The 11,709-nt window shown below is 41.5% G+C and carries 10 protein-coding genes; 2 read left to right on the top strand and 8 right to left on the bottom strand.

Translation table 11 applies throughout. The features are described 5' to 3' along the window. Positions 1–12: 12 nt before the first annotated feature. The 7 genes from GQR45_RS20965 to ribA form a co-directional block, all read right to left on the bottom strand. The gene (locus tag GQR45_RS20965; protein ID WP_096058041.1) at positions 13–1,386 is read right to left on the bottom strand and encodes an IS4 family transposase; all 1,374 of its coding nucleotides are present in this window, start codon (positions 1,384–1,386) and stop codon (positions 13–15) included. A 160-nt stretch (positions 1,387–1,546) separates the two neighbouring features. After that, positions 1,547–1,738, bottom strand: a complete 192-nt coding sequence (gene csrA / locus GQR45_RS20960) for a carbon storage regulator CsrA (protein ID WP_004587515.1) — start codon at positions 1,736–1,738, stop codon at positions 1,547–1,549. Between the two features lie 91 nt (positions 1,739–1,829). Continuing rightward, positions 1,830–3,047 carry an aspartate kinase gene (locus GQR45_RS20955; protein WP_165726918.1) on the bottom strand — a complete coding sequence of 406 codons (1,218 nt, stop codon included), beginning with the start codon at positions 3,045–3,047 and terminating at the stop codon, positions 1,830–1,832. A 6-nt stretch (positions 3,048–3,053) separates the two neighbouring features. Beyond that, positions 3,054–5,654: an alanine--tRNA ligase gene (alaS, locus tag GQR45_RS20950; RefSeq protein WP_121954070.1), complete on the bottom strand. Its 2,601-nt coding sequence runs from the start codon at positions 5,652–5,654 to the stop codon at positions 3,054–3,056. Between the two features lie 19 nt (positions 5,655–5,673). Further along, positions 5,674–6,126 (bottom strand): regulatory protein RecX, encoded by a 453-nt coding sequence (locus GQR45_RS20945; RefSeq protein ID WP_165726917.1) that lies wholly within the window; start codon positions 6,124–6,126, stop codon positions 5,674–5,676. Next, entirely contained in the window at positions 6,126–6,914 is a 789-nt protein-coding gene (locus GQR45_RS20940) for a BPSS1780 family membrane protein (protein ID WP_007378958.1), read from the bottom strand. Before GQR45_RS20940 ends, GQR45_RS20945 begins: the two co-directional genes overlap by 1 nt. A gap of 81 nt (positions 6,915–6,995) precedes the next feature. Further along, positions 6,996–7,619 carry a GTP cyclohydrolase II gene (gene ribA, locus GQR45_RS20935; RefSeq protein WP_007583803.1) on the bottom strand — a complete coding sequence of 208 codons (624 nt, stop codon included), beginning with the start codon at positions 7,617–7,619 and terminating at the stop codon, positions 6,996–6,998. A gap of 251 nt (positions 7,620–7,870) precedes the next feature. Between ribA and GQR45_RS20930 the strand changes: the two genes are divergently transcribed. Together GQR45_RS20930 and GQR45_RS20925 are read left to right on the top strand one after the other, a co-directional pair. Then, the gene (locus GQR45_RS20930) at positions 7,871–8,983 is read left to right on the top strand and encodes an energy transducer TonB (RefSeq protein ID WP_165726916.1); all 1,113 of its coding nucleotides are present in this window, start codon (positions 7,871–7,873) and stop codon (positions 8,981–8,983) included. Positions 8,984–9,075: 92 nt separating this feature from the next. After that, a complete protein-coding gene (locus tag GQR45_RS20925) occupies positions 9,076–10,191 on the top strand; it encodes an energy transducer TonB (protein ID WP_165722095.1) in 1,116 nt (371 codons plus the stop codon). A 40-nt stretch (positions 10,192–10,231) separates the two neighbouring features. On the opposite strand, the gene GQR45_RS20920 is transcribed toward GQR45_RS20925, so the two are convergent. Beyond that, on the bottom strand, positions 10,232–11,605 hold the full coding sequence (locus GQR45_RS20920; protein WP_096058041.1) for an IS4 family transposase: 1,374 nt from the start codon (positions 11,603–11,605) through the stop codon (positions 10,232–10,234). Positions 11,606–11,709: the final 104 nt, after the last annotated feature.

Raw genomic sequence — 11,709 nt, 5'->3', positions numbered from 1 at the left:
GCTGTCTCTTGATCACAAGTCTGACTCAAGAGATTTTGCTAAATCGTAGCCTTCCAGGATGGCTTGTAACTTAAGCCATCCTTGCCATAACACTTTCACAGATGCACGCCCTGTGCGCTTGGTATCTTTCCAGCCTCCTAACTTTGCCAGTTCCTGATACGCCCATGACATATTTGGAGCAGTTTCAGGCAATGGTGTTTTTATTCTCTTTAACCACAATAACTTCCATGCTTTGGGAGATAACAGTTGTTCACAACTTGGAGAATCAGGCTGCTCATTGGTGAACTTTAGTTGCAATATTCGCGTCGCAATAAAGCCATTAATCGTCACCAATCTTTCCATGTTATCTTGGCTTTGAAGGCGTAAACTTTCGATATCCGTACCATCACTTTTCCAGACTTTATGGTATTCCTCTACAAGCCAACGGTGCTCATAGTAGGTGATGATAGCTAAAGCGTCTTCTTTGCTGGTGACTGGTTCACTGGTTAATAGGTGCCAGCTTAAGCCGTTCTCAGCGTTTCCTCGCTCTGCACAGCCGACATAGTAAACTGGGAGGGAGTGTCCTTTCTTATTGTAAGGCGCTTTGAGTGTCACTGGCGCATAGGTGATATCCAGTGTTGCGCTTCGGGCTTTTCTTCCTCCTTTTTGTGCAATGTGGATGTGTTTGGTGCCTGCACTCATCAGCTCGCTTGCAAACGCATAGAGCTTATCCTCACCTTCTTCAATATGACGACTTTGCATCGAGCGTACGACGAATCGTTGCTGCTCGCTCAGTTTATACTGCAAGTATTCGTAGATGTCCGCTTCGCGGTCACACACCGATATCACGTTCGCCATTTGTCCTTGCAGCCGCTCTGCCATCGCTCGTGACGCTGACTCCCACTTGTAACTTTCTTTTTCTTCGTAAGAAGTCGTCGCGTGTTTTTCTCTTTTTCCAATCGTGTTGATATCACGACTCCAGCGAGACTGTTCAATTAATCCCACAACTTGCTTTGTGTCTGGCGCAAACAGTAATACGCTATGAGCTAACAAGCCTCGTTGTTTTGCTCCTCGTCCGACATGACCCAAATCATCTCGAATGGAGGAATGTTTATAAATTAGTGTGGTCGTGTCTTCTAATGCGAGTAATAAGTTATGACTTTTTGCTTGTTCAACCGTGGCTTTAAAGCCTGACTCTGCTATAGCCGTTGCGTCAATATTCTCGTTGCGAATAAAGCGGTAGGCACCTTCCATATCGGCGGGGGATTGAGTGATGTTCACAAGTGGTTTTCCTGGTTCATTTGCAAGCGTTGATGCTAACTTTACCAGACGCGCTGTTCTTCTTGGATCACCTAAGTCCGATTTACCGAATTGTTGTTTTGCCCAATGAGTATGTTCGTTAATCATAATGTGCCCTCAAACAAGATTTGAAGATCTGATCATGACATTGAGATTTAGTTCAAAAAAATCCCCGCTAATTTCTTAGCAGGGATTTGTGTATAAGAGACAGCTCAGTGAGTGGCTTTTTGACTAGTTGAGTTAATTACTCAACTACTATACGTGTTGATTAAGCATTGCCCGGATTAGGGTTCGACTTTTCTGCTTGTATGCGCATGTAAATCTCTTCACGATGCACTGATACGTCTTTTGGTGCATTAACACCGATTCGAACTTGATTTCCTTTAACACCTAGAACAGTAACTGTTACTTCGTCACCAATCATTAGGGTTTCACCTACTCTACGAGTTAGTATTAGCATTCTCTTGCTCCCATGTTCCAATAAAAATTATAAGATTCCGCTTAAACATACTAATGAAAATTAGACTGAAAAGTAAGTAAAAACTCTCAATCTATCCATTTTCTGTTAAAAATGCTTTGTGTAATGCACGAACTGCCAACTCTAGGTACTTTTCATCTATTAAAACTGAAATTTTAATCTCAGAAGTCGAGACTAAAACCACATTAATATTTTCCTGCGCTAATGCATCAAAAAATAAACTTGCTACACCGGAATGCGATTTCATACCCATTCCAACAGCAGAAACTTTAGCTACCGTTGGTAATCCGCTTATATTTTGAGCACTGAGTTGAGCTTGATCTTCGCTCAATAATTCAAGTGCTTGCAGATAATCATTCGAGTGCACAGTAAAAGCATAGTCTATTTTTTCAAAGATATGATTAACTTGATTAATCATATCTATTTCGATGCCATTATCAGCAAAAAGTTTCAATATTTTTGAAAGATATTGCGTACCGCTTGGCACACCATCTACTTTAATTAAACATTCGTCACGATTAAACGCAATCCCCGATACCACCTTGCTTGGCATATCGTTCTCCTCAAAACTTATTAATGTGCCTTCATCAGGATTAAAACTAGAAAGCACCCTAAGTGGCACATTGTGTCTACCTGCAGCTTCTACCGAGCGAATATGCAAAACTTTTGCGCCTAAACTTGCCAGCTCCAGCATTTCGGCAAAAGTAACTTGGCTCATTCTGCGCGCGTTAGATTCAACACGAGGATCTGTAGTATATACGCCGTCAACGTCTGTATAGATCTGGCATTCGTCGGCTTTTATAGCCGCTGCTATTTCTACAGCCGATGTATCGGTGCCGCCGCGTCCAAGCGTTGTAATATTGCCCTCAATATCACGTCCCTGAAACCCAGCAATAATAGCAATGCGGTTATGCTCAAGCTCATGCTTTAAGCGCGTAGCAGCAACCTCTTCAATACGGGCTTTACCAAACATGTTGTCGGTTTGAATATTGACTTGATCGGCTAATAAGCTCACCGCTGAGTGCCCACGTTTAATAATAGCCATAGCAAGTAGAGAAACAGAAACCTGCTCTCCGGTGCTAATAAGTACGTCTAGTTCACGGCTACTCGGGCGAGTATCAATTTGTTTGGCGAGGTTAATTAAGCGGTTGGTTTCTCCCGACATAGCCGAGAGCACCACAACCACTTGATGTCCTTGCTGCCTGGTTTTAACAACAAGGTCGGCGACCGCTTCAATTCGCTCTATTGAGCCGACCGAAGTGCCACCGAATTTTTGAACAATAAGCGCCACTTAGGCTTAAGTACGCTCAGTTAACCAAGCTGTAACGCTATCTAGTGCAGCAGCAAGGTTTTGTGGTTCACTACCACCGGCTTGTGCCATATCTGGACGACCGCCACCTTTACCACCTACTTGACCTGCCATATGGTTAACTAACTCACCGGCTTTTACTTTGCCTGTTAAGTCTTTAGTTACACCGGCAATTAGGCTTACTTTGTCGCCACTGGCAACACCCAGTGCAATAACACCTGAGCCAATCTTGTTTTTAAGGTCATCAACCATACCGCGAAGTGCTTTAGATTCAGTACCTTCAACGTTTGCTACAAGTAGCTTAACGCCATTAATTTCAACAATCGAATCAAGTAAAGACGCGCCCGCTGCACTTGCTAGTTTATCGCTAAGCTGTGCAATTTGCTTTTCAAGGCCTTTAGATTTTTCAAGCAACGCAGTTACTTTTTCAAGTACCGATGCGCTATCGCCTTTAACTAAAGCTGCAACATCGCTAAGTTGTTGCTCTTGCTCGCTAACGTACGCTACAGCATCTGCACCGGTTACGGCTTCAATACGGCGAACACCTGCGGCAATACCACTTTCAGATACAATTTTGAATAAACCAATATCGCCAGCGCGCTCAACGTGAGTACCACCACAAAGCTCAATAGAGTAGTCGCCAATAGTAACTACACGTACTTCGTCATCGTACTTTTCGCCAAACAATGCCATAGCACCTTTCGCTTTAGCATCATCAATAGCCATAAGCTCAGTATTAAGTGCAAAGTTACGACGAATTTCGTCATTAACTACACGCTCAATTTCACGTAGCTCATCTTTAGTAACTGCTTCAAAATGCGAAAAGTCAAAACGTAAACGATCTGGCTGAACAAGTGAGCCTTTTTGGCCTACATGGTCGCCTAATAATTGGCGTAGTGCTTCGTGTAAAATATGCGTAGCTGTGTGGTTTTTCTTAATGCTGTCGCGGCGCGTATCATCAATTGTTGCGTCAACTTTGTCATTAACACCAATACGGCCTTGTACAGTACCGTGGTGAGCAAAAGCATTACCAAGCTTAGTGGTATTAGTAACATTAAATTCGCCACCAGCAACTGTAATAGTACCCGTGTCACCCGTTTGGCCGCCTGATTCAGCGTAAAACGGTGTGCGGTCTAGTACTACAATACCTTGTTGACCATCTTCTAATAACTGAACAGCTTCGCCACCGGCAAAAATTTCAATAACGGTCGCGCTGTAATGTGTACTGTCGTAACCTTTAAAGTCAGTGTGTTTATCTGATTTTAATTGGTCATTGTAATCTGCACCAAATTTACCTGCTTGCTGCGCTGTTTTACGTTGTACAGCCATACACTCTTCAAAGCCTTGATGATCAATTGTCATCTGGCGCTCACGCGCAACATCGGCCGTTAAATCAGCTGGGAAACCATACGTATCATAAAGTTTAAATACTAAGTCGCCCGGTATAATATCGCCTTTAAGGTCGCTTAAGCTTTCTTCTAAAATAGCTAAGCCACGCTCAAGTGTTTTACCAAACTGTTCTTCTTCAATGCGTAATACTTTTTCAATAATTTCTTGTTGCTTAGCAAGCTCAGGGTACGCTTGACCCATTTGCTCAATTAGCGCAGCAACTAATTTATAGAAAAACGAACCTTGTGCACCTAATTTGTTACCGTGGCGCACAGCACGACGAATAATACGGCGCAGTACATAACCACGACCTTCGTTAGATGGCATAACACCATCTGAGATTAAAAACGCACACGAACGAATATGATCGGCCACTACGCGTAGTGACTTGTCGTCCATGTCTTGTGCATTAGTAACACTTGCAGCAGCAGCAATTAAGCCTTGGAATAAATCGATTTCGTAGTTTGAATGCACGCCCTGCAAAATAGCAGAAATACGCTCAAGGCCCATTCCCGTATCAACAGATTGCTTAGGTAGAGGCAACATTGTACCGTCGCTTTGACGGTTGTATTGCATAAATACAAGGTTCCAAATTTCGATGAAACGGTCGCCGTCTTCCTCAGGAGAGCCCGGAGGCCCGCCCCAAATATGCTCGCCGTGATCATAAAATATTTCAGAACACGGACCACACGGGCCAGTATCGCCCATAGACCAAAAGTTGTCTGAGGTCGCAATACGAATAATGCGGTCTTCAGGTAAGCCAATTTCGTTAGCCCAGTAACCAAACGCTTCTTCATCATCATGATAAATAGTTACTAAAAGTTTTTCTTTAGGTAGGCTTACTACCTCAGTTAAAAACTCCCATGCAAACTTAATCGCGTCTTGCTTAAAATAATCACCAAAGCTGAAGTTACCTAACATTTCAAAAAATGTATGGTGGCGAGCAGTGTAGCCTACGTTTTCTAAATCGTTATGCTTACCGCCAGCACGTACACAGCGCTGCGAGCTTGTCGCACGTGTATAAGGGCGGCTTTCTGCGCCTAAAAATACATCTTTAAATTGCACCATGCCGGCATTGTTAAATAACAACGTGGCATCGTTACCCGGTATAAGCGAGCTAGAAGGTACTATTTGATGTTGCTTGCTGGCAAAAAAGTCTAAAAACTGTTGCCTAATTTGTGCGGTAGTCATGTGCTGCATTTGAAAGTCTCACCTGTATTTACTGTGCTTGCATTGCAAAATTAATTTCATCGTAGCTAAAACCCCGATACATTAAGTAGCGCACGCGCTTAGCTTTGTCTTTGTAATCGAGATCGGCCGGTGTATTTAAATATTTTTTATTGTACGCATCCTGCGCAAGCTCAAACCAATCTACTTCAAGCTCTTCAACTACCAATTCAAGTAGCGAACGATCAATCCCTTTGCCCATAGCTTCGCTTTGTATTCGCTTAAGCCCGTGGCATTTAAATATGTGTTTTCTTACAAAGCCTTCACAGTATCGCTGCTCGTTAATAAAATTATGCTTTTCGCACCAATCAAGCAGCGTTTCAATAAACTCTTCTGTCGCTTCTTTTTGCTGTAATTTGAGCGTTAACTCTCGACGCGAATATTCTTGGCGCCCTAGTAACCAAAGTACATAGTTTTTTAGTTTTTGCTTTAATTTATCATCCATTAAGCGTCAAAACGCCCGCTTGTTTCACTGCTAAGTGGCTTAACATTAATGTCGTCACTTGGTGGTACAACAGGCATAAAAATGGCTTGATAAGATACAAAAAAGCTAATGTAGCAAATCGGCATTAAAATCAACAGTGGTAAGAACGATAAGAACATCGAAAGCGCCATAAATAATGCGCAAATAAGGCCAAAAACGCCAAGTGGCAAAATGTTATGATAAAACACCATTAACGATTTTTTAAGCGCCGTTAAAATACGTGTTTCTTTACTAAAATAAACAAGCGGTACAGCGTAAGCAAACGCCGTTAAATAAATTAGCATTGCCATAAAAAACAAAATGACATTCGCGCCCGAAATACTCTCAAGCATTTGTTCAAGTGCTACGTTTGGATCAAGTCCTGGTTGGCTCATAACAGCTACTGCATCGGCAAATAAGCCATTAGCAAGTAACGCCATTAAAATGCCCGCACCCATTTGATAAAGTGCTAAACGCAATAACCCTAAACGATTTCCCTTAGCCGTAAATGGCTTGAGAATATCGGCTAGCATAATTTTTCCGCCCTGCTGCTTACTAAGCACCGCTTGGTAAAACCCTGCGGTTAAAAATGGCGTAGCTAGTGCTGCTACTACTTGCAGCAGCGGTAAAAATAAAGACAGCAGCCCTACAATACCAATAAATAAATGCATAAAAATAAAGGTTGCTGGCTGGGTTTTAAAAATAAGCCATCCGGCTTTTAACCACTTTAGCCCTGCATCGGCTTTAAAAATTCGTAATTGTGTAGACATACTTGCTCTTAATTTAAAACGAAACACGCCAAGTATAACTTGGCGTGAGGGGGTATTAATAGACGAAACGTAATTAAATGATTAAGGTTTTTTAATTTTCTTAATATCTAACATATGCGCGCCATGCTTAATTTTTGTTTCTAGGTACGATTTATTACCCGCAACACCCGCTTTAATGTGCGCATGCGTGCCCACAACCGAGTCAACATTAATACCGGCATCTTTTAATGCGTTAAGCTTTTTAGGATTATTGGTCATTAATTTAACGTGGCTTAAATTAAGCGCATTAAGCATTAATACCGCATCCGAAAAGTCACGTAAATCATCAGCAAAGCCTAAATGATTATTAGCTTCGTAGGTGTTCATACCTTGCGATTGCAGTACGTAAGCATCAATTTTGTTGTATAAACCAATGCCACGGCCTTCTTGGCGTAAATACAATAAAATACCGCCTTGCTCGTGCATCATTTCAATACACTCATTTAGCTGCTCGCCGCAATCACAACGCGATGAGTAAAATACATCGCCTGTTAAACACTCTGAATGCATACGAATAAGCGGTACATCTTGCTCTGTATCAGCGTTGTTAAACACCATAGCAATATGTTCTTTGCCATCTTTTAAATCAGTAAATGAGATTATTTCTGCAGGGATATCACTATTTCTGCCAACATTAAGCTGGACTCTTGCTCTTACTTGCGCCACGACAAATCCAAATATTTAAATAACTACGACACGACAATAAAGTGATAATATCACAAAATAGGATAAATACACCGTAGTACAAGACTGTTTATGGCAAATATATGGCGACGACAGGCGTTATTTTCAATGATTGTTAAGCAATTAATAACCCGAATATTACAACCTCGCTTGTTTACTTTAATTTACCTAAAATAATGACAGGCCTTGATAGTTTTGGTAATTTTATGGGCTAATAAATAATAGGGATTATTATGAAGCACCAACAGCTCGCCATATCAATAGGATTAAGCTTATTAGCCTTTGCTAACTGCACTTTCGCTAACCAAGTAAATAGCATTCAAGTTGTATCTGCAAACGCCGAAGAAACTGACTCAGCATTTGTTGCAGCCAAAGAACAAGCTGAAAAAGAAGCACAACTTGCCTATCAAAAAGGGCTCGCTCTATATGGAGAAAATAGCAATGAAACGGCGAACCTTGCTATTAACTACGCCAAAGCCATCAATAATTATACTGCAAAGAACATTATGGTTATAGGGAATGGCAATGAAAAGAAACGGTTTGATTTGTATTCACAGGCCCACCGTATTTTAGTTAAAAACTATGGTGAAAACTCAATAGAGACTATGGATACGCTTCTAGCCAAAGCCACTCATACCAATAAATCATATATCGCAGTCAAAAACTTTAAGCAACTCATTAAAATCGCTGAATTACAAAATATCCCAGGCCTTGTCGCCAATATGCAATTTGAAGCTGCAGAAACATTACTTTATAGGTTTAGCCATAGCGAATACTCTTTAGCGAAAATATACGCTCAAGATGCAGATAAATATTACCAAGCCCAGCTACCTGATAATGCAGTAGAGCGTATAAAGTCTGACCTTTTAATGGTTTCATTTGAGAGTGGCCGTAAAGATTACGACAAAGCAACTAAAAGGCTAAACCGTATAGTTGGCTTATTTGATAAATATAAAAATTTAGATCAAAGCTTTGAGCTTAATGCGCATGTTGGCTTAGTTCAGCTATATGAAAAACAAGATGAAAGCGATAAAGCGACTAAACACGCCTTAGCCTTTGCTAAAAATACGCACTGGAAAAATACCTCAGAGCAAAATCCACTCTACATAACCGAGCCTATATACCCTCGCGGTGAAACTAAAAGTCATGTAATAGTTATATTAGAGATTACTGTTGATACCCATGGCTTTGTGAAAAATCCTAAGGTTATTAGTTCTGAAGGTTCTAAAGCGTTTGAAAAATCAGCGATAGCCGCTGTTAAACAATGGCGTTACGCTCCAAAGTTTAAAAATGGAAAACCTGTAAATGCAACAACTCAAGCTGAACTGTATTTTGAACGCCTTTAAGTAGTTTTACCATTCAGTCAAAAATTATATTAATAAGAAACTGTTGTAATTACGTCAACCTAGTTTCAATTTAAAAGTTAATAGGGATTATTATGAAACGTCAGCAACTCGCTTTATTTATAGGCTTAAGTTTATCTGCTTTGAGCGCAACAACTTTAAGTACTACAGCACTCGCCAACCAAGCAAGCGATCCTCAAACGGTATTTAGCCAAGCATACCAAAGCTATTTAGCAGCAGTTAAAGCAGACAAAAACGTACAACAAACTGCCAAACTTGCTTACACATCAGGTAAAGCCGTTTACGGTAAAAGCGACGACAATACTGCCAACTTAGCTATTAATTACGCTAAAGCAATAAAAGGCTACGGCGATGAGCTAAACGAACAGCGTTTTGCACTCTATAACGAAGCCCATACTATTTTAGCTGCAAACCACGGTAAACTATCAATAGAAACAATTGATGCACTACTCGGCCAAGCTAACTACACAACATCAGCTTACAAAGCAGCTAACTTTTTAGAACAAGTAATAGATATAGCTAAAACACAAAATAAGCCTAAGTTTGTAGCCGACATGAAACTAGAAGCGGCATCACTGCTTGCTAAAAAGTTTAGCTCTAAAAAATATCGCGAAGCGAAAAACTACCTAGAAGAAGCCGACGAATACTACCGTGAAAATCTACCTAGTAGCTCGGTAGAGCAAATTAAAGCTAACTTTTTAATAGCCGCATTTGCCGAAGGCAGTAAAAAATATAATCAGGCAATTGAGCGCTTAAACAACATAGTTACCGCGTTTGACGATAACTTAAAATACGATCACAGTGCTGAGCTAACCGCTCATTCTAAACTTGTAGGTCTGTACGAAAAACAAGGCAAAAGCGAAGAAGCAACTAAACACTGCCTAGCTATCGCTCAAATGGTGCCATGGAAAGAATCGCAAGAGCAAACACCACTCTATCGTGTTAATCCTAAATACCCAGTGCACAAAGCCAGATTTAGTACCGATGGTAGCGTTATTATGGAGTTTGAGGTAGACGCAGCTGGCTTTGTAAAAAACCCAAAAGTACTTAGCTCTGAAGGCGGCAGCGCATTTGAAAAGTCAGCCAAAGCAGCGCTTGAGCAATGGCGTTACGCGCCAAAGTTTGAAAATGGCAAACCCGTTAGCGCTATTTCTCAGGTACAACTCGACTTTAAAATTAACCGCCACTAAAAGCGGCTCATTAAAAAAGGCGCTTTATGCTGTCTCTTGATCACAAGTCTGACTCAAGAGATTTTGCTAAATCGTAGCCTTCCAGGATGGCTTGTAACTTAAGCCATCCTTGCCATAACACTTTCACAGATGCACGCCCTGTGCGCTTGGTATCTTTCCAGCCTCCTAACTTTGCCAGTTCCTGATACGCCCATGACATATTTGGAGCAGTTTCAGGCAATGGTGTTTTTATTCTCTTTAACCACAATAACTTCCATGCTTTGGGAGATAACAGTTGTTCACAACTTGGAGAATCAGGCTGCTCATTGGTGAACTTTAGTTGCAATATTCGCGTCGCAATAAAGCCATTAATCGTCACCAATCTTTCCATGTTATCTTGGCTTTGAAGGCGTAAACTTTCGATATCCGTACCATCACTTTTCCAGACTTTATGGTATTCCTCTACAAGCCAACGGTGCTCATAGTAGGTGATGATAGCTAAAGCGTCTTCTTTGCTGGTGACTGGTTCACTGGTTAATAGGTGCCAGCTTAAGCCGTTCTCAGCGTTTCCTCGCTCTGCACAGCCGACATAGTAAACTGGGAGGGAGTGTCCTTTCTTATTGTAAGGCGCTTTGAGTGTCACTGGCGCATAGGTGATATCCAGTGTTGCGCTTCGGGCTTTTCTTCCTCCTTTTTGTGCAATGTGGATGTGTTTGGTGCCTGCACTCATCAGCTCGCTTGCAAACGCATAGAGCTTATCCTCACCTTCTTCAATATGACGACTTTGCATCGAGCGTACGACGAATCGTTGCTGCTCGCTCAGTTTATACTGCAAGTATTCGTAGATGTCCGCTTCGCGGTCACACACCGATATCACGTTCGCCATTTGTCCTTGCAGCCGCTCTGCCATCGCTCGTGACGCTGACTCCCACTTGTAACTTTCTTTTTCTTCGTAAGAAGTCGTCGCGTGTTTTTCTCTTTTTCCAATCGTGTTGATATCACGACTCCAGCGAGACTGTTCAATTAATCCCACAACTTGCTTTGTGTCTGGCGCAAACAGTAATACGCTATGAGCTAACAAGCCTCGTTGTTTTGCTCCTCGTCCGACATGACCCAAATCATCTCGAATGGAGGAATGTTTATAAATTAGTGTGGTCGTGTCTTCTAATGCGAGTAATAAGTTATGACTTTTTGCTTGTTCAACCGTGGCTTTAAAGCCTGACTCTGCTATAGCCGTTGCGTCAATATTCTCGTTGCGAATAAAGCGGTAGGCACCTTCCATATCGGCGGGGGATTGAGTGATGTTCACAAGTGGTTTTCCTGGTTCATTTGCAAGCGTTGATGCTAACTTTACCAGACGCGCTGTTCTTCTTGGATCACCTAAGTCCGATTTACCGAATTGTTGTTTTGCCCAATGAGTATGTTCGTTAATCATAATGTGCCCTCAAACAAGATTTGAAGATCTGATCATGACATTGAGATTTAGTTCAAAAAAATCCCCGCTAATTTCTTAGCAGGGATTTGTGTATAAGAGACAGC

It is taken from the genome of Pseudoalteromonas sp. SA25 (genome assembly GCF_011378705.1).
GTDB classification, from domain to species: Bacteria; Pseudomonadota; Gammaproteobacteria; order Enterobacterales; family Alteromonadaceae; genus Pseudoalteromonas; species Pseudoalteromonas arctica.
Note: the sequence above shows the minus strand (reverse complement) of the source record. Positions and strands in the feature narration are given on the sequence as shown.

Excerpts from the sequence above, each read along its gene's own strand:
- GQR45_RS20965 (WP_096058041.1), bottom strand. The coding sequence starts at position 1,386 with ATGATTAACGAACATACTCATTGGGCAAAACAACAATTCGGTAAATCG.
- csrA (WP_004587515.1), bottom strand. The coding sequence starts at position 1,738 with ATGCTAATACTAACTCGTAGAGTAGGTGAAACCCTAATGATTGGTGAC.
- alaS (WP_121954070.1), bottom strand. The coding sequence starts at position 5,654 with ATGCAGCACATGACTACCGCACAAATTAGGCAACAGTTTTTAGACTTT.
- GQR45_RS20945 (WP_165726917.1), bottom strand. The coding sequence starts at position 6,126 with ATGGATGATAAATTAAAGCAAAAACTAAAAAACTATGTACTTTGGTTA.
- GQR45_RS20940 (WP_007378958.1), bottom strand. The coding sequence starts at position 6,914 with ATGTCTACACAATTACGAATTTTTAAAGCCGATGCAGGGCTAAAGTGG.
- GQR45_RS20930 (WP_165726916.1), top strand. The coding sequence starts at position 7,871 with ATGAAGCACCAACAGCTCGCCATATCAATAGGATTAAGCTTATTAGCC.
- GQR45_RS20925 (WP_165722095.1), top strand. The coding sequence starts at position 9,076 with ATGAAACGTCAGCAACTCGCTTTATTTATAGGCTTAAGTTTATCTGCT.
- GQR45_RS20920 (WP_096058041.1), bottom strand. The coding sequence starts at position 11,605 with ATGATTAACGAACATACTCATTGGGCAAAACAACAATTCGGTAAATCG.